At 71.9% G+C, this 18,776-nt stretch carries 12 protein-coding genes; 6 read left to right on the forward strand and 6 right to left on the reverse strand.

Annotated elements, in window-relative coordinates; genetic code table 11:
- Window positions 1–31 precede the first annotated feature (31 nt).
- The gene (locus tag AB0G79_RS14600) at window positions 32–4,324 is read left to right on the forward strand and encodes a discoidin domain-containing protein (RefSeq protein ID WP_360805734.1); all 4,293 of its coding nucleotides are present in this window, start codon (window positions 32–34) and stop codon (window positions 4,322–4,324) included.
- Between the two features lie 88 nt (window positions 4,325–4,412).
- Here AB0G79_RS14600 and AB0G79_RS14605 read toward each other — a convergent pair whose 3' ends face one another.
- The 4 genes from AB0G79_RS14605 to AB0G79_RS14620 form a co-directional block, all read right to left on the reverse strand.
- Window positions 4,413–5,306: an SDR family oxidoreductase gene (locus tag AB0G79_RS14605; RefSeq protein ID WP_360805737.1), complete on the reverse strand. Its 894-nt coding sequence runs from the start codon at window positions 5,304–5,306 to the stop codon at window positions 4,413–4,415.
- Between the two features lie 35 nt (window positions 5,307–5,341).
- A complete protein-coding gene (locus AB0G79_RS14610) occupies window positions 5,342–5,971 on the reverse strand; it encodes an NAD(P)H-dependent oxidoreductase (RefSeq protein ID WP_360805740.1) in 630 nt (209 codons plus the stop codon).
- A gap of 120 nt (window positions 5,972–6,091) precedes the next feature.
- Window positions 6,092–7,501: a hypothetical protein gene (locus AB0G79_RS14615; RefSeq protein ID WP_360805743.1), complete on the reverse strand. Its 1,410-nt coding sequence runs from the start codon at window positions 7,499–7,501 to the stop codon at window positions 6,092–6,094.
- Window positions 7,502–7,601: 100 nt separating this feature from the next.
- On the reverse strand, window positions 7,602–11,537 hold the full coding sequence (locus AB0G79_RS14620) for a WD40 repeat domain-containing protein (RefSeq protein WP_360805746.1): 3,936 nt from the start codon (window positions 11,535–11,537) through the stop codon (window positions 7,602–7,604).
- A gap of 369 nt (window positions 11,538–11,906) precedes the next feature.
- On the opposite strand from AB0G79_RS14620, the gene AB0G79_RS14625 reads away from it, so the two are divergent.
- From AB0G79_RS14625 to AB0G79_RS14635, 3 genes are all read left to right on the forward strand, one after another.
- Complete coding sequence (locus tag AB0G79_RS14625) at window positions 11,907–12,812, forward strand: hypothetical protein (RefSeq protein ID WP_360805749.1); 906 nt, start codon at window positions 11,907–11,909, stop codon at window positions 12,810–12,812.
- An 89-nt stretch (window positions 12,813–12,901) separates the two neighbouring features.
- Window positions 12,902–13,387, forward strand: a complete 486-nt coding sequence (locus tag AB0G79_RS14630) for a hypothetical protein (protein WP_360805752.1) — start codon at window positions 12,902–12,904, stop codon at window positions 13,385–13,387.
- A gap of 281 nt (window positions 13,388–13,668) precedes the next feature.
- The gene (locus tag AB0G79_RS14635; RefSeq protein WP_360805755.1) at window positions 13,669–15,012 is read left to right on the forward strand and encodes a DUF4241 domain-containing protein; all 1,344 of its coding nucleotides are present in this window, start codon (window positions 13,669–13,671) and stop codon (window positions 15,010–15,012) included.
- Window positions 15,013–15,362: 350 nt separating this feature from the next.
- Here the strand turns inward: AB0G79_RS14635 and AB0G79_RS14640 are convergent, their stop codons facing one another.
- Complete coding sequence (locus AB0G79_RS14640) at window positions 15,363–15,872, reverse strand: MarR family transcriptional regulator (RefSeq protein WP_360805758.1); 510 nt, start codon at window positions 15,870–15,872, stop codon at window positions 15,363–15,365.
- A 134-nt stretch (window positions 15,873–16,006) separates the two neighbouring features.
- Between AB0G79_RS14640 and AB0G79_RS14645 the strand changes: the two genes are divergently transcribed.
- Entirely contained in the window at window positions 16,007–17,419 is a 1,413-nt protein-coding gene (locus AB0G79_RS14645) for an FAD-binding oxidoreductase (protein ID WP_360805761.1), read from the forward strand.
- A gap of 151 nt (window positions 17,420–17,570) precedes the next feature.
- Here the strand turns inward: AB0G79_RS14645 and AB0G79_RS14650 are convergent, their stop codons facing one another.
- The gene (locus tag AB0G79_RS14650) at window positions 17,571–18,041 is read right to left on the reverse strand and encodes a DUF5959 family protein (RefSeq protein WP_360805764.1); all 471 of its coding nucleotides are present in this window, start codon (window positions 18,039–18,041) and stop codon (window positions 17,571–17,573) included.
- A 295-nt stretch (window positions 18,042–18,336) separates the two neighbouring features.
- Here AB0G79_RS14650 and AB0G79_RS14655 point away from each other — a divergent pair, with 295 nt between their 5' ends.
- Window positions 18,337–18,717, forward strand: a complete 381-nt coding sequence (locus AB0G79_RS14655; protein ID WP_360805767.1) for a YrdB family protein — start codon at window positions 18,337–18,339, stop codon at window positions 18,715–18,717.
- The last annotated feature ends 59 nt before the right edge of the window (window positions 18,718–18,776 follow it).

Below are 18,776 nucleotides of genomic sequence, written 5' to 3' on the forward strand. Positions count from 1 at the left end.
CTGACGCCCCGACCGCACGAAGAGAGGAACGATGAGAACCCCCACATGGCGTTCACGGTGCCTGAGCGCCGCGATCGCGACCAGCCTGCTGGCGCTCGGCGGCCCCCTGACGGCCGCCCACGCCGCCGGTGGACCGAACATCGCGCTCGGCGACCCCGCCTCCGCCTCCGGCGCCCAGTCCGGCTACGCCGCCGGCAACATCACCGACGGCGACCAGGGCACGTACTGGGAGAGCGCCGGAAGCTCCCTGCCCCAATGGGTGCAGACCGACCTCGGCACCGCCACCCGCGTCGACGAGGTCGTCCTGAAGCTGCCCGCCGGATGGGAGGCCCGGAACCAGACCCTGTCCCTCCAGGGCAGCGCCGACGGCACCAGCTTCACCACCCTGAAGAGCTCCGCCACCTACACCTTCAGCCCCGGCTCGGCCAACACGGTCACCGTCTCCTTCCCCGCCACCCAGACCCGCTTCGTCCGGGTCCACGTCACCGCCAACACCGGCTGGCAGGCCGCCCAGCTCTCCGAACTCGAGGTGCACGCCGCCGAGGGCTCCTCCGCGAACCTCGCCGCGGGCAAGACCCTCACCGCCAGCAGCCACACCGAGGTGTACGCCGCGCCCAACGCCAACGACGGCAACCGGGCCAGCTACTGGGAGAGCGCCAACAACAGCCTGCCGCAGTGGCTCCAGGCCGACCTGGGCGCCGCGCTGGCCGTCAACAAGGTCGTCCTCAAGCTCCCCGCCGGCTGGGGCGCCCGCAGCCAGACCCTGAAGATCCAGGGCAGCACCAACGGAACCCAGTTCGCCGACCTCTCCGCCTCCCAGGCGTACGCCTTCGAGCCGGGCAACGACAACACCGCGACGATGACCCTGGACTCCACCACCACGCGCTACGTGCGCGTCCTGGTGACCGCGAACACCGTCCAGCCCGCCGCGCAGATATCCGAGCTGGAGGTCTACGGCCCGGCCACCGGCGACACCCAGGCCCCCACCGCCCCGGCGAACCTGGCGTACACCCAGCCCGCCACCGGGCAGATCAAGCTCGACTGGGGCGCCTCCACCGACAACGTCGGCGTCACCGGCTACGACATCTACGCGAACAACGTCCTGCTCACCACGGTCGCGGGCAACGTCACGAGCTTCACCGACAACCGCCCCGCCGACCAGACCGTCTCCTACCGCGTCCGGGCCAAGGACGCGGCGGGGAACCAGTCCGCCGACAGCAACACCGTCACCAGGACGGGCGACGCCGGCGACACCCAGGCGCCGACCGCCCCCGCCAACCTGGCACTCGCCGAACCGGCGAGCGGCCAGGTCCGCCTGACCTGGACGGCCTCCACGGACAACAAGGCCGTCACGGCCTACGACGTCTACGCGAACAACGTCCTGCGCGGCAGCGTCCCCGGCACGACCACCACGTACACCGACACGCAGCCGGTCACCGCCACCGTCACCTACCACGTGGTGGCCAGGGACGCGGCGGGCAACTCCTCCGTCGCCTCCGCCGCCGTCACCCGCAACGGCACGGGGGGCACCGGCTCCAACCTCGCCGTCGGCAAGCCGATCGAGGCGTCCTCGGTCACGGGCTCCTTCGCCGCCGCCCGCGCCAACGACAACGACACCGCCACCTACTGGGAGAGCGGGGGAGGCGCCTATCCGGCCACCCTCACCCTCAGGCTCGGCGCCAACGCCGACCTCGACCGCCTCGTCCTCAAGCTCGACCCGGCCCAGGCGTGGCAGGCCCGCACCCAGACCGTCGAGGTCCTGGGCCGCGAGCAGAACGCGAGCGGATTCACCGGCAAGGTCGCCGCGAAGAGCTACGCCTTCGACCCCGCGAGCGGCAACACCGTCACCATCCCGCTGACCGCGCGACTGGCCGACATCCAGCTCAGGATCACCGGCAACTCCGGTGCGCCCGGCGGCCAGATCGCCGAGTTCCAGGCCATCGGCGTCCCCGCGCCCAACCCGGACCTCGCCGTCACCGGACTGTCCACGAACCCCGCCTCCCCCGACGAGGACGACGAGATCACGGTCTCCGCCGTCGTCCGCAACGGCGGTACGGCCCCGGCCGCGGCGAGCAAGGTGGCGGTACGGCTGGGCGGCACCAAGGTCGCGACCGGGCAGGTCCCGGCCCTGGCGCCGGGCGAGCAGGCCACCGTCCCCGTCTCCGTCGGCGTGCGCGCCTCCGGCTCGTACGAGCTGAGCGCGGTCGCGGACGAGGCGGGTGAGGTCCCGGAGCAGAACGAGACCGACAACCTCTACACCCGGCCCACCGCCCTCGTGGTCAAGCCGGTCGCGAGCGCGGACCTCGTCGCCGCGTCCGTGACGACCGTCCCGACGAGCCCGAGCGCCGGGGACGCCGTCACCTTCAAGGTCGCGGTCAGGAACCAGGGCACCGAGGCCACCTCGGGCCCCGGCCAGGACGTCACGCTGGAGCTCGTCAACGCGCAGGGCGGTGTCGTCAGGACGCTCACCGGCTCGCACGCCGGCGCACTGGCGGCCGGGGCCGGCGCCGAGGTGAGCCTCGGCACCTGGACCGCCGTGAACGGCTCGTACACCGTCAGGACCGTCATCGCCGCCGACCCGGGCGAGCTGCCGGTCAAGCGGGAGAACAACACCCAGAGCCGGCCGCTGTTCGTCGGCCGCGGCGCCGACATGCCGTACACGACGTACGAGGCCGAGGACGGCACCGTCGGCGGCGGGGCCGCCGTCGTCGGACCCAACAGGACCGTCGGCGACGTGGCCGGAGAGGCGTCGGGCCGCAAGGCCGTCACCCTCGACGCGACCGGCGAGTACGTCGAGTTCACCACCCGGGCCGCCACCAACACCCTCGTCACCCGCTTCTCGATCCCCGACGCCCCGGGCGGCGGCGGCATCAACACCACCCTCGACGTCTACGTGGACGGCGTCCTCAAGAAGGCCATGCCGCTCACCTCGAAGTACGCGTGGCTGTACGGTGCCGAGGCCGGCCCCGGCAACGACCCGGGCTCCGGCGCCCCCCGCCACATCTACGACGAGGCGAACCTGATGTTCGGGGAGACCATCCCCGCCGGCAGCAGGATCCGTCTCCAGAAGGGCGCGGCGAACTCCGCCGCCCACTACGCGATCGACTTCGTCAGCCTGGAGCAGGTCGCCCCGGTGGCCAACCCGGACCCGGCGACGTACACCGTCCCGGCCGGCAACACGCACCAGGACGTGCAGAACGCCCTGGACAAGGTCCGCATGGACACCACCGGGAAGCTCGTCGGCGTCTACCTGCCGCCCGGCGACTACCAGACCTCCAGCAAGTTCCAGGTCTACGGAAAGGCGGTCAAGGTCGTCGGAGCGGGGCCCTGGTACACCCGGTTCCAGGCGCCGGCCACGCAGGACAACACCGACATCGGCTTCCGCGCCGAGGCCTCCGCCAACGGCTCGCTCTTCAAGGGCTTCGCCTACTTCGGCAACTACGTCACCCGCATCGACGGGCCCGGCAAGGTCTTCGACTTCCAGAACACCGCCGACATCGTCATCGACGACATCTGGAACGAGCACATGGTGTGCCTGTACTGGGGCGCCAACACCCACCGGATGACGATCAGGAACTCCCGGATCCGGAACATGTTCGCCGACGGCGTCAACATGACCAACGGATCCACCGACAACCTGGTGACCAACAACGACGCCCGCGCCACCGGCGACGACAGCTTCGCGCTCTTCTCGGCGATCGACGCGGGCGGCGCGGACATGAAGAACAACGTCTACGAGAACCTCAGCACGACGCTCACCTGGCGCGCGGCGGGCCTGGCGGTCTACGGCGGCTACAACAACACCTTCCGCAACATCCACATCGCCGACACCCTGGTCTACTCCGGCATCACCGTCTCCTCGCTGGACTTCGGCTACCCGATGAACGGCTTCGGGACCGTCCCGACCAAATTCGAGAACATCTCGATCGTCCGCGCCGGCGGGCACTTCTGGGGCAACCAGTCCTTCCCCGGGATCTGGATCTTCTCCGCCTCGAAGGTCTTCCAGGGGATCAGGGTGAGCCACGTGGACATCGTCGACCCCACCTACAGCGGCATCATGTTCCAGACCAAGTACAACGGCTCGCAACCCGAGAACCCGGTGAAGGACACCGTCTTCACCGACATCTCCATCACGGGCGCGAAGCGGAGCGGTGACGCCTGGGACGCCAGGTCCGGCATCGGCGTCTGGGCCAACGAGATGCCCGAACCGGGACAGGGCCCCGCCGTCGGCGAGGCGACCTTCAACTGCCTGCGCATGCAGGACAACGCCGAGAACATCCGGAACACGACCAGCACCTTCAAGATCAACATCAACCCCTGCTGATCCGCGGAGGAACACGGGCGAGGCGCCCGTAGGCTCCCGCGCCGGAGGGCCGAGGTGGACGACACCTCGGCCCTTCGGCACGGGAGCGTCACGGCAGGGGCGTGCCACCGGTGGCGTTGACGATCTCGCCGGTGATGTACGAAGCCCGGTCGGAGGCCAGGAAGACGTACGCCGGAGCCATCTCGGCCGGCTGCGCGGGCCGCCCCAACGGCGACTGCTCGCCGAACGTCGTGGCGTCGGGCATCGTGGCCGGGATCAGCGGGGTCCACACCGGTCCCGGCGCGACGGCGTTGGCACGGATGCCGCGCTCGGCGAGCATCTGGGCCAGGCTGTGGGTGAACGACACGATCGCGGACTTGGTCATGGCGTAGTCGAGGAGGTGCGGACTGGGCTGGTAGCCCTGCACGGAGGCCGTGTTGATGACACAGGAGCCGCGGGGCATGTGCGCCAGCGCGGCCCTGGTGAGCCAGAACATCCCGTACAGGTTGGTCTTCATCACGCGGTCGAACTGCTCGGTGGTGATCGCCTCGATGCCGTCCGGCTGGGCCATCTGGTACGCGGCGTTGTTGACGAGCAGGTCGATGCCGCCCAGCTCACCCACCGTCCGGTCGACCAGGGCGGTGCACTCGTCCTCGTTCCGGATGTCGCACAGGACGCCGACTCCGGTGCGGCCGGCCGAGGTGATCAGGCGGGCGGTCTCCTCGGCCTCCTCGCCCTCCTCGGGCAGATGGGTGAAGACGACGTCGGCACCCTCCCGCGCGAACGCCAGGCAGACGGCCCGGCCGATCCCGGAGTCCCCTCCGGTGACCAGCGCCTTGCGGCCGCGCAGCAGCCCGGAGCCCCGGTACGTGTCCTCCCCGTGATCGGGACGGGGGTCCATCGCCTTGGTGGATCCGGGATGCTCCTGGTCCTGCTCCGGGAACGGCGGACGGGGGTGCAGCCCTACCGGATCGACGAGGTGAGCCTGCTGGGGGGACGGCATGACGGTCTCCTTTCGACGAGGCGGGGGGAGGAGGATCAGGAGGTCGGCGGGTACGGGTCCCCCTTGAGGCGGCGCGCGAGGTGCGCCGTGTTGGCCGCCAGCGCCCTGGTCGCGGCGGCGGTCTTCTCGGGGGTCTTGTCGAGGTCCTGGAAGTCGGTGCCCTGCATCGCCTCGCCGACCCAGTAGGTGACGGCGTTCGGGGCGAGGGAGAAGCCGACGTCGTTGAGGCCCTGGAAGAGCTCGGCGCTCACGTGGTGCGCCCCGTCCTCGTTGCCCACGACGCAGACGGCCGCCACCTTGCCGTAGGTGAGCATGCGGCCCTCGTCGTCGCTCTCGCCGAGCTCGGCGTCGAGACGTTCCAGGACGCGCTGCGCGACGCTCGACGGGTGGCCCAGCCAGATGGGGGTGCACAGGACCAGGATGTCGCAGCCCAGGACGGTGTCGCGGATCTCCGGCCAGGCGTCGCCGTCGCCCATGTCCACCGCGACGCCGGGTTTCACGTCATGGTCGACGACCCGGATCACCTTGCCGGTGACGCCGTGGTCGGCCAGGGCGGCCATGGCCTGCTCGGCCAGCAACTGGGAGCTGGACGGCTTCGGGGACGGGGACAGCGTGCAGACGAGCGCGACGGCACGCAGGGGAGTGGTTTCGGTCGTAGTGTTCACATGGCCCGACTACCCCGGTGATCGCGAGGCATCCCCCTGACCGTCGCGGCGCCCGCCGGACGCGGCCGGGGCTGCCGTCCGGCGGTTTCCTTCGGTGCCCGTGTGTGGCAGGGCCGCAACTCAGCGTGCCGGCAGCCCCAGACGTGCACGGGCGTTCTTCAGGTCGGCGGCGAGCGCGTCGCCCACCGGATCCCCGTCGCCCCTCAGCACGCCGACCAGAACGCCCGCTCCGGCCAAGGCCTTCTCTTCGGCCTCGCGCAGGGGCACCGTCACGGCGGAGTCGCCGCTGTTCAAGGCGGTCCAGCGCTGGGCGGCGTCGCAGAGGAGCAGCGCCTCCCAGAGCACGCGCAGGGCCGAGGAGAGGCGGTCGGACGCGATCAGCCGGTGGCCGATCCGGGTGAGTGAAGTGACCTGGTGAGGCACCGCGCTGACCACGTTCATGCGGCCGGTGGCGGAGAACCTGGCCCCGTCCCCGCCGCAGAGGGACAGCCGGAGCGTCCGGAGCTCCAGGGGATCCAGCGCGTCGGCCCGCACACCCTGCGCGAGCCTCGTGGACTCCGTCCGCTCCGCTTCCAGCAGCGCCTCTCGGAGACTCGGCGCGAGCGCCGACCTGAACTCCCGCTCGACCTCCGCGATCCGGTCCTTCGGCCCGCGGGACGCCATGGCCAGATGCCCGGCCGCCTCCGCTTCCCGCCCGGCCTCTCTCAGGTGAACACCGATCCGGGCGTGTGCGCCGGCGCTTCCGGCACCGCCCGGTTCCGAGGCCTCCAGAATCAGCCCGTCCACGGCCAGCGCCGCGTCCCACTCCCCGCGCGCCGCCTCCAGCATGGAGACGACCGGGGCGGCGAATCCGATCGCGTACGGGATCGTCCGGGGCTCGAGCCGGCCCATCTCCCGGTACCGGGCGAGGGACTCCTGGCCGCATTCCAGAGCCAGTTCATGGTCCCCCACCCGCAGTTGGACCGCCGCCCCGACCGCGAGGATCCGGGCCGCGTCCTCGGACCGGTCGGAGAAGGGGGCGAAGGCGTGCGCCCGCATGTACCCGCCGATCGACATGTCCAGATCGCTGAGGGCGCTGAACGGACGGTCCCACTCGGCATGGGCCCGGGCCCGTCGCAGCCGGACATCGGCCGTCAGCAGCACCGCGGGAACCGGGCCCGCCTCCTGCGGCTCACCCAGCCGCTCACCCTCCTCCCGGACGGCGAGCTGCTCCGACTCCATTCGCAGGTACAGCTCCTCGGCCCGGTCCAGGGCGGCGACGGCGCCGCCCGGGTCGCCGGCATCGGTCTTCGCCCGTCCCATGGCGTAGAACAGTCCCGCTCTGGCCTGGGGAACCTCAGGCAGGCCCGGGGAGCCCGCGTCCAAACGGTCCAGGGCGTGCTGTGCCCGCGCGAACTCGGCCAGCGCCTGTGCGGGCCCCTGACTCTGCTCGACGGCGAGTCCGCGTTCGTAGGCCGTCCGGTACTCCTGGATCGCCTGCTCGGTACGATCCCGGTCCTGCGAGGCTCCACGCCGCCGAAATATCTTCATGTTCCCTGTATTCCCCCGGAGTTGACTTCATTCCCTGCCGTCCAGTCCAGCGTCGACATCCTGTCACGGCGTCGCCCCGGGATGCCTGGGGTTGCGCGTCTCAAAGGGTGGAGCAGCCCCGGACGAAGGAGATGTCGGGAAGGAAGGTTCTCCAGGCCGGTTTCGGGAGTGCGCCGTGTGCGCGGCGGCAGACCGCGGTGGCGGCGGTGCGCGCGTCGATTCCGTACGACGCGAGGTCCACGTGGCGTCCGGAGACGCGCAGGGTCGTGCCGTCCGCGCTGAAGCTCAGGCCCATGACGGAGTCCCCGGCCGTGGGCAGGGGCAGGCCGAGAGGGGTGCGGGAGGCGGTCTCCCAGATCTGGACGGTGCCGTTGCCGGCCCCGACCGCCAGCAGGCGGGAGTCAGGGGAGAAGGCCAGCGCGATGACCGCCCGCGCGCCTCCCGGACCGCCCGCGCGCCTCAGCTCGCCCAGCCTCTCCCGCGCCCGCCCGTCCCAGAGCACGACCCGGCCCGTGTCGTCCCCCGCGGCCAGGAGCGTGCCGTCGGGGCTGAACGCCAGGACGCTCGCGCCGTCGACGCGCCGGTCGACCGCGACCTCGGTGCCGTCGGTACGCCGTTCCACCGCGACCTCCGTACCGTCGTTACGCCGTCCCCCCGCGCGCTCACGGTTCGCCGGCAGGCTACGGACGGCGCCGTCGGTGGTGACGAAGAAGCTGCCGTCGGGGGCGACGCCCACCCCGTGGCCCATGACACCGGGCCACGACGTGACCACCTCGCGGCGACGCAGGTCCCACAGGTGGGTCGAGTCCATGCCTGGGGGCTGCGTCAGGAGCAGTGACCGTCCGTCGGGGGTGTACGTGATCGAGCTCAGGCCCGTCAGGCGGGGCCGCCCGGGCAGGACGAGGTCCTGCCTGTCGGCGACGCGCCGCCGTGACACGTCCCAGAAGGTCACGCGCTGGGGCCGGTTCGGGGACCGGGTGCCGTCCGCCGCGTCGGTTCCGTACAGGAGTGTCCGGCTGTCGGGGCTGAACGCGAGGAACGCCAGGCAGCCCGGGAACCTTCCCTGCGCGGGCCCGCACGGCAGTCCGGGCAGCTCGGTCCAGCCGCCGCCGGGCCGCAGCTCGCGGAGGTGGAAACGGACCCGGAGCCCCTCCCGCCGGGCGACCGCGAGCAGCGTGCCGTCGTCGCTGAACACGGTGTTCAGGGCGGGCGAGCGCTGCCAGTCGGGGGTCAGGATGCCGCGTATGTCCAGCGTTCTCACCGAACTGCCCCAGCGGAGCGAGGAGGTGGAACCGACCACGTAGCTGAGGCGGCCCTCGGCGAGGTCGAAGCGCAGCTGCCCGGCGTCCTCCCCCGCGAGCGGGAACCGGAACACCGGTGCGCCGCCCGCGTCGTCGGTCCGCCAGACGAGCAGCTCCTCCCGGTCGGTCGTCGCGACGAGGCGCGCGTCGGCGCTGAACCGCGCCTCGACGATCCCCGGGTGTTCGACCAGGCGGCGCTCCCTGCCCGTGGCGATGTCCCAGGTGCGGATCCCCTCGTCGTCGACGAGCGCGAGGGCCCGGGCGTCGGGGGTGAACTGCGCCGCCTCGTTCACGCACTGGTCGCGGGACGTGGTGGGCGCCCACGCGGTCGCGAGTCTGCGCCGCCGGTCAAGATCCCACAGCTGGAGCGGCTCGCCGGGCCGGCACCAGGCCAGGAGGGTGTCGTCGCGGCTGAGGATCGCGTCCTGGACGCGCAGCGGACCGCGCCGCTCCGCCGTGTGCCGGAGATCCAGCGCGGTCGAGGTGGCGAGGGTGAGGACCTCGCCCACCCGGGGCTCGCGCCAGGGCAGGGAGGGCAGGGTCAGCCGTACCGCTCCGCTCACCGTGTCGCGCACGACGGCGCGCTGCCGTCGGCCTCCGCGTGCGCGGGCGGCGGGATCGGCTTCGTACGTGACAAGGAGGCGCCCGCCGGATCCCGTGGCGGCGCCGTCGCCGGCACCGGTCGACAGAGGCCGTCCCGTGCGTCCGGTGGCCAGGTCCCGCACGCCGACCTGCCGCGCCCGGGTCGGATCGCCGCCGAACTGGAGGACCTGCCGCCCGTCTCCCCTCACGGGCGCCGCGTGGTCCAGTGCCTTGCCGAGGCCCGGCATGACGCGTCGCTGCCGCCCCGTCCGCACGTCCCACTCGACGACGTTCCCTCGGCCGATGCTGAGCAGGGTGCGGCCGTCCTCGCTCAGGTGCCGCATCGTCCCGGCGCCCGTGTCCGGGTCCGTGAACAACCCCAGTTCGGGCTGCGTCATGCCGCTCAGCAGCGCCGACCTCGTCTCGGGCAAGTCGGCCACGTGCCAGGCCGCGAGGCCCAGGCGCATGGACGTGACCGGGTCCGACAGGCGCAGGCTCTCCGCGACCCCCGCGACGCGGCGGGCCTCGTCCTCGACGCGCCGCCGCTCGTCCGCCCGGTCCTGCTGCCAGGCGACCAGGCCCACGAGGAGGGCGAGCACCAGCAGGGTCGACAGCACGCCAGCGCGGACGCGACGGCGGCGCTGCTCGCGGGAGGCGGCCCTCGCGCTCGCGGCGAGGAACTGGCCTTCGAGTCGCGTGAGTTCGCCGCTCTCCACGGAGTGAGAGGTGAAGGACTCCTGGGCGGTGGACAAGCGGAGCCCCCGGTAGAGCGCCCCGGGGTCGCGGCCGAGCTCCTGCCAGCCGGCGGCGGCTTCGGTGAGGTGGCGGAGCCGGCGCAGCCGCTCGCGGTCCTCGTCGATCCAGCCGCGCAGCCGCGGCCAGGCGGTCAGCAGCGCCTCGTGGGCGAGATCGACGGTGTCGTGGTCGCGGGTGATCAGGCGGGCGCCGACGAGCCGTTCGAGGACGACGGCCATGTCCCCGCTCCGGGTCGCCGCTCCCTCGGTTGCCTCCGCTCCCCCTGCTCGGCCGGCTTCCCCGGTTCTCTGGGCTCCCTCGGCTCCCTCGGCTCCCTCGGCGCTGACGTCCGGGAGGAAGCCCAGTTCGGTACGGGGAACGGGACGGCGGGTGTCGTGCGCGCCCAGGCCGGGTGCGACCAGGCGCAGCAGCAGATGGCGGGCCGTCCGGCGCTGCGCGGGGGTGAGGCCGTCGTAGGAGGCCTCGGCCGTACGGGCGATCGCCCCGGCCAGGCCGCCCGTCTCGTGGTACGCCGACTCGGTGAGCGTCCGGCCGTGCCGTCGACGCCAGGTCTCCAGCAGCGCGTGCGACATCAGGGGCAGGCCGCCGGGCTGATCCGCCAGCTCGCCGATGATGCGCGCGGTCAGTGAGCGTTCCACGAGGAGCCCTTGGGCGGCGGCGGGTTTGGTGATCGCCTCGCGCAGCTCGTCCTGGCTCATCGGCCCGAGGAGCAGGGTGGCGGCACCGGCCGCGTCGGCGACGCGCTGGTCCTGGGCGAGGTGCCCGTAGAAATCGGCGCGCACCGCGATCAGGACGCGCCCACCACGCTCCGGCCGTGTCGTGTCCAGCAGTCCGTCGAGGAAACGGGCTCGCTCGGAGGCGTCCGAGCACAGGGTGAAGAGCTCCTCGAACTGGTCCACGATCAGCAGCGAACGGGGCACCGTGGCCGCGGGGTCGAGGAGAGAGGCGTGCGAGGTGGCCGGGCGCGGGCCGGGAGTGAGGACCTTGATCGCGAACGGCCGCCCCTGGGAAGCCGGCTGGTGCCTGAGCCGGGCGACGAGGCCCGCGCGGAGGAGGGAGGACTTCCCGCTGCCGGAGGGCCCCGACAGGACGGCGAACGGCTTCTCCCGGACGAGGTCCGCCAGTTGCCCGGTGACGCGGTCGCGTCCGAAGAACAGATCGCGGTCGCTCGCCTCGAACCGGGCCAGTCCGCGGTACGGCGCCGGGGCGGCGTCGTCGTCCGCGGCGAGCCGCTCCCGCGCCACCGCCCGTTCGGCCTCGCGCCACTGCTGCTCCCACGCGGCCTCGTCCCCGCCGCAGGCCCGTACGTAGGCGAGGGCCACCGGCAGGGAGGGCAGCAGTTCACCGGCGGCGGCCTGGGCCAAGGTGGTGGTGGAGTAGTGGGCCCGTCTGGCCATCTCCCGGTAGGTCAGCGGTCCGGCTTCGCTGCGTAACTTTCGTAACTCCGAGGCGAACCGGGCCACCGGCCCAGCGGTCGGATCCAGCTCTCGCTCACGGCGCCCCACGGCAGTCCCCCCATGTCTCCAAAGGTCTCGAACCATCAGTACGGGCTTTGTCCAGAGTGATGGAAGGGGGTTGCCGGACAACTCGCCGACGCCGAAAACTCGAGGTCAGCGGCCACCGGTCGCCGGTCAGCGCCGCAGCCGGCCGCCGGCGGACAGACCCACGGCGAGCAGAAGGGAACCTGCGCACATGCACATCAGCAACGTCACTTCCGGAAGAGCGGCCGTCCTCGCGTCGTCCATGTCGGCAGAGGGAGGCGGGACGTGGGACGACGACGCGTCCTGATCGCCCTGGTGGCGATGGCGGCGATCACCATCGGGGGTCTGGCGGGTTGCAGTGAGGAACGCGCCCCTGAGCCCACCGTGCCGGCCCGCGAGCTCACCGGCCCCGAACAGGCCCGACTGGGTTACGCCGAAGAACTGCTCGTGCAGCGGTGCATGGAGCGGAAGGGGTTCCGCTACCGCGCCCAGCGCCCCCTGGAAGGCGTGGAGCTGCAGAACTCCGGGTTCGTCCTCGACGACGTCGAGTGGGCCCGAGCGCACGGGTACGGCAGTGACGTCGGCCGGAAGGTGGAGGCCGCACGGCGCGACGACCCGAACCGACTCTACGCGGAAGGCCTGTCCGGAGCACGTCTCGCCCAGTACCGGGCCGCTCTCCTCGGCGGACCGGACAGCCGGAAGCTCTCCGTGGACCTGCCCACGGGACAGCGGGTCACCGCCGAACTGGGCGGCTGCCAGGCCCAGGCGGGGAAGGAGCTGTACGGCGATCCCGAGACCTGGTTCCGCGTCGACACGATCGCCGTCAACCTGCTGCCGCTCTATGTGCCCCAACTCGTCAAGGACGAGCGGTTCGCCGACGCGGTCGACGCGTGGGCACGGTGCATGCGGGGCAAGGGGCACGACTACGCCGATCCGAACGAGATAGACGCCGCGCTGCCGGCCCTCCTGAAGAAGCAGAGCCCCGCCGCCGCCCGTACCACCGAGGTACGTCTCGCGGTCGCGGAGGCCACCTGCGCCCACTCGTCCGGCCTCGCCGCCACGGGGGAACGGCTGGAGCGCGAGTACCGACTCCGGGCGAGCAAGCCGTACGCCTCGGAACTGGCCACCCGGAGCCGTCTGCAGCACACGGCACTCGCGCAGGCTGGGGAGATCGTCGGCAGCCTCGGCTGACGCGTCCGCCGAAGCCGCCGTACACACAGACTTCCGCACCACCGCGTGCGGAGAGCACATCCCGTCACCCACGAGAAGGAGCTCTTCTGATGCTGACCCTACGCACCACCCTGGCCACACTCGGCCTCCTCGCGGCCGGAACGACGCTGCCGCTGACCGTCGCCTCACCGGCCGCGGCCGCGGACTGCGGCTCGGAACTCACCACCTGGAAGGAGTCGGGATACGTCCTGGCCTGGGGCGGTCCCGGCTGCGCCGGCGACCCCCTCGGTCGCGCCGCCGGGAATGACCCGGACTGGGGTCAGAGCGGCGGCGGCTTCACCGGCTCCGACACGAACCAGGCCGAGTCCGTCGTCAACGGCGGCACCTACAGCGACGGTGTCAACATCGTGGCGTTCTACGACTACACCGCCTACAGCGCGGCCAACGGCTACGGCTGCCTCAAGCGGGGCATGAAGATCGACAACCTGTACAACGAGTACTTCATCAACCCGGCCGGGACCCAGCTGCGGCGCATGCACAACGCGATCTCGTCCCACCAGTGGGTCACGACATCAGCCTGTACGGCGTACATGTAGTCAGCCGGCCCTGCACAACCTGTCTCCCGCGGACCGAGCGGCTGCGCACCCCGGTGCGCAGCCGCTCCCTGCCGCGCCCCGCGGCGGACCAGGGCCGGACGACGTTCGTGTCGGATTCCTGGCGGACAGGAACCTCGGCCGCGACCACGTGGTGGACCTGGTCGGCCGGATCGTCGCAGGGGCCGCGGGCGTCAATATCGAGGACGGTACCCGTCCTCCGGCGGCGGCTACCTTGCAGCACAGCACAGGGGCAAGGCTCGTTGCAGGGAAGGGGAGCGGCAATGGTCGTCGAGGTGGGGTACGCGCAGGCGTGGGACACGGAGCTGTGTGCGCCCTGGCGGCCGATGTCCGCCGACGAGGCACGGGCACGGGATGCCGCCGGGCTTCCGTACGCGGTGGTGTACCGGGAGCGGGGGCCGGAGCCGGAGCCGGAGCGGGGGCGGAAGGCCCCACTGGAAGTCCGGCTGGTCTCCTGGCGGGACCACTACGTCGGTCTGTGGGTCTACGACGCCCAGGGCCGCCGCACCCACGACCTCGACATGCGGCTCCTGGACGACCCGTCGCGGCTGCTGCGCCGGTACTCCGTCGGCTGGTACTACACGGGCCCGGAGATGGCGGAGTTCGACGAGGCGTGCCCACGCGTCACCGTGGAGCTCTTCCCGGACGGCAGGGGCCGACGGACGGAGCAGCGACAGGGCGGGGGATCCTCCACCACCTCGCCCGCACTCCGGGACGACGAACGCTGGATGGACCGCCCCGCCTTCGGGGAGTGGCCACTGCTCTCGGCCCAGGTGCACGGGCTCGCCGAGCCGCCGGCCTTCGAGCCGGCCGAGGTCACCGAGGCAGCCGAAGCAGCGGAGGCAGCGGAGGCAGCCGAGGCAGCAGAACCGGGGGACGGCCGTACCCCCGCTACCTGTTGGCGTCCGCCGCGCCCCGCGCAGCCCGGGCCGATCAACGCGTTGTTCCGGCCCGGAGTGCGTGTGACCGACGGCCACCACCCCGAGATGACCGTCGTGGAGCCGCGCCGGGTCGGCACCCTGCGGGTGCCCAGCGGACGGCTGGCCGTCGCCGACCCGGACACCGACGGTGGCGACAGGCCGAGCATCACGGTCCCAGTCCCGCCAGGGGAGTACGTACTCGACGAGGCGCGGGTCCGGTACACCTACCACTGCGAGTGGCGGAACGCCGAGGTCACGAGCACGGAAACCACGGCTGTCCGGCTGCTCGTCAGTGAGACCCCGGCCGCGACCTGGGAGATGGCCCTCGGCCCGGACGACGACCCCCGGCTGTTCGTCGAGCAGCAGGCGGCCGGCTTCGACACGGACGGCGCCACCGGCTCGTTCGCCGACGCCGGAGCCTGGCAGCCGCTCACAGCGCTCTTCGAGCGGGGACTGATCCAGGGAGAGCCTGACCTGGACGGCTACGAGGACATCGACGACGAATCCCTGTTCATGCAGCGCACCTGGGACGAGCCTTCCGGCGGCGAGCTCATGGCCTTCGCGACGACGGGAGACGGCACCTACCCGGTGTGGATCGGCCGTTCCGGGGCCGGTGAGGTCACCTGCGTCGTGGTGCTGGTGGAGGGCATGCCGGAACTGCTTCCGGAGCACGACGGAGCCGTGTGACGGCCGTCATGCGGACTCTCGGACGTGGCCCGGCGCGGGCCCGGGTGTCGAGCGCGCGGCCGTGGGAGTCCGTGTTGCCGGTCGCGCGGGCCCAGCGGGAGGCGGGGCGACATCAACGGGCGAAGCCAAGGCGTGCCCCACCGGACAGGCAGCTGGCCTGAACCGCCCGGCCGCCGTTCGGTCTGCTCCGGTTCCGCTGTGGCTCCAGTCCGGCTTGAGCGGGGTCTGTTTCGGTTTGAGCCGGACTGCTTGCGCTCAGCGTCCCCGTTGGGTGCGCGGCCCGGTGTACCGGGGCTGGGTCGGCCGGTGGGGAAGCACGGCAGGTGTGTGCCCTCCTCTCTGCCTGCCCGTCAGTTCGCTTCCTGGTGGCGGTGGTTGGTGATGGTTTCGAGGGTGGTGCGGAGGGCGAGGATGGTGTGAGTGCCGTGCTGTTGGGCCCAGGTGTGTTCCATGGTGTTGAGGATGCGGGCGGCGGCTTGCTGGCCGGCCTTGCCCTGGGGGGTGAGGCGGATGAGTTTGGCGCGGCGGTCCGTGGGGTCGGGAGTGCGGGTGGTGTAGCCGGCTGCTTCGAGTTCGTCGACGATCTCGGCGATGGCTTGCTTCGTGAGGCCGGAGCGTTCGGCGAGGGTGGTGAGGCGGGTGCCGTCGGGGTCGATGAAGCGGAAGACGGCGCCGTGGCGGTACCGGATGTGAGTGAAGCCCTCGTCGTGGAGCTGTTGGTGCAGTTGCTCGATCGTGAGGTCTCTGGCCTGGGCGAGGAGGGTGGGGAGAGGGACCCGGGGCGAGTCCGTGGTGTCAGGGGTCTCGGCTGTGCCGGTCGGCTCGGCCGTGCCGGGGCTCTCGGGGCTCTCGGGGGTCATGGGGGTCCCTTCTGGCGGGGTCGATATCGTCAGGGGGCTTGACTATAAATTGGTTCGGTTGCTTGACTAACTCTAGCGGTGTGAGGTTCCCGGCCGCGAGAGACCGTATGTCACCGATGAGGAAGAAGGATGTCGTGAGTGGTTCGGGTGTGGAGAACGGTCAGGCCGCCGGCGTCGGACGTGAGGTGCTGGAGGCGTTACGCGGCCGGGTGACCGGGCCGGTGCTCGTCGCGGGCGACGAGGGGTACGACGAGGAGCGTGCGGGGAACCAGACCGCGCGTTCGCACCAGCCCGCCGTCCTGGTCGGCGCGGCCTCCGCGGCGGACGTACAGGCCGCGGTCGAGTTCGCCGATGCTCAGGGGTTGCCGGTCGCGGTGCAGGGCACCGGGCACGCGCTCGCCGCGGTCGCGGCCGAGGGCGGTGTCCTGGTCAACACCTCCCGGATGACGGAGGTCCGTATCGACGCGCAGGCCCGGACGGCGTGGGCGGCGGCGGGGGTGAGCTGGAACCAGGTCATCCAGGAAGCCGCTGAGGTCGGGCTCGCGCCGCTCGCGGGCTCCGCCCCCGGCGTCGGCGTCATCTCGTACACCCTGGGCGGTGGCCTCGGCGTGCTGTCCCGCCGTTACGGCTACGCCGCCGACCACGTCCGGTCCATCGAGGTCGTCACCGCCGACGGTCAGCTGCGGCAGGTGACGCAGGAGTCGGATCCGGACCTGTTCTGGGCGCTGCGCGGAGGCCGGGACAACTTCGGTGTGGTCACCGGTATCGAGATCGACCTGATGCCCGTTCCCACCCTCTACGGCGGCGGGCTGTTCTTCGACTTCGCTTCCGCCCCCGAGGTCCTCCAGGCCTACATCGACTGGACGGCGGGTGTGCCCGAGGAGATGACGTCGTCGCTGGCGATCATCTTCTTCCCCGACGCGCCGGTCCTCCCGCCGCCGCTGCGCGGCCGGCACGTCGTCCACGTCCGGATCGCCTACTCCGCCGATGACCTGGGGCCGGGCAAGGACCTGATCGCACCGCTGCGGGCTCTCGGCCCGTTCAACGACACGGTGCGCGAGCTGCCGTACGCGGAGATCGGCACGATCCACAACGACCCGCCCGTGCCCGGTGCGGCGGAGTCGGTCACCACGATGCTCCGCGAACTCGACGCGGACGCGGTCACCTCGCTGCTTCAGCTGGTCGGCCCTCACGCTCCGGTCCCGCACGTCGTCGAACTGCGCCACCTCGGCGGCGCGTTGTCCCGCCCGGCCGCGGTTCCCAACGCGGTGGGCAACCGTGACGCCGCCTACCTCCTGAACGTGGTCTCGCGTCTGGAGCGTGCGGAGCTCGTCGACATCCAGCCCGCGCACGACCGGCTCCTCGAGGCGCTTGAGCCGTGGAGCACCGGGGGGCGCGCGCTGACGTTCCTCAACGGCCGCCGGGACACCGAGCACGTGCGTTCCGCCTACGAGTCCGACGACTACCGGCGTCTGACCGAGCTGAAGGCCGTCTACGACCCGCGGAACACCTTCCGCCTCAACCACAACATCCCCCCGGCCTCCTAACGGGTCGGCGCCCGCCGACAGCGGGATGCGGCGCGGGACGCAACCGAGACCCCGTGACCCGCCACTCGCCACCGGCCACCCGCCACCGGCCGCGGTGTCGGCGGCCGGGTGCACAGCAGCCCCTGGACGGACCGTCCGGGGGCTGCCGCGTTCACGGCTTGCGACGGGGGCTGCGCCCATGGACTCCTGGCGCGGTCTCGGTGACCGTCGGAGGCCAGGCCAGCCGGACCCGATCCAGGCGTCGGCGGTGCTCGGCGATCCAGTCTTCCTGCGGCCGTGTGCCCATGGCCACGGTGAGGCGGTCGGGGTCGCTGACATGGATCGACAGCCAGCCGTCGTGATGCACGTGAACGCCGAGGCTCAGACCGCGGTCTCCGCCGAGGTCGGCTGTCCGGCCCGGTCCCAGGCCGGACAGCTCCTGTTCCCAGCCGTCCAGGTCGCGGGGGAAGAGGTAGAGCTTGAGCCGGGCGTCGACGAAACTCGCGGAGACGAGCACGTCCGCCTGGAGAACGTCCTGGCCGGCCAGGACGCCCGGCTCGGAGCGCCCTGTGACACGCACGATGCACCGGTTCCCCTCCTGATCGGCGAGGTGGATCAGATCCAGCGGAGCGGGTTCCGTCATCGAGCTGCTCGCTTTCCTTCGTGGGCCGGCGCGGGCGCCCATCGTCTCCTGCGGCCGTACGGGCGAAACAACCGGCCCCAGGCCTGGAGTTGATGACTGCCCCAGGTGCTATTTCCTCAGGCCGTGAGGATCTGGCCCGGTACAGTGACGCCTCGGTCGAGGGAGGCTCGCGTGGCGGCCGGGGCCTGCGGGTCGGGCGGGGTGAGGGAAGTCAGAGGTCCTGTCCGGCATGTCGAGGGACGGGTGGGGCGGCGGCTCACGCCCGCTCAGGGGACACAGGGGAGGGATTTCGCGCATGTCGTCAGGATTCGGGTTTCGCCCGTCCGTACTCGCTGTTCGGTTCGTTCTGGAACTGGTGTCGCTCGTGTGCTTCGGGGTCTGGGCCTGGACGGCCACCCCAGGGCCCTTTCGGTACGTCCTCGCGGTCGCGGTCCCGGTCCTCGTGGCCGTGCTGTGGGGCGTGTTCGCCACCCCCGGCGACCAGTCCCGCTCCGGGGAGACGGTGGTGGCGACCCCCGGCGCGCTGCGGTTCCTCCTTGAGCTGGCCGTCTTCTTCGGCGGCGCCGCGGCCCTGTACGCGGCGGGATCCCATGTGCTGGCCCTCACGCTGGCCGGCGTGCTGGTCGTCTACCACGCCCTGTCGTGGGACCGCGTGGTCTGGCTGTTCCGGAACTGACCCTGGACATGACTGCACGCCGCCCGGGGCCGCACCCCGCGTAAAACCCGTTGGCGGGG

It is taken from the genome of Streptomyces sp. NPDC020807 (assembly GCF_040641575.1).
GTDB lineage: Bacteria > Actinomycetota > Actinomycetes > Streptomycetales > Streptomycetaceae > Streptomyces.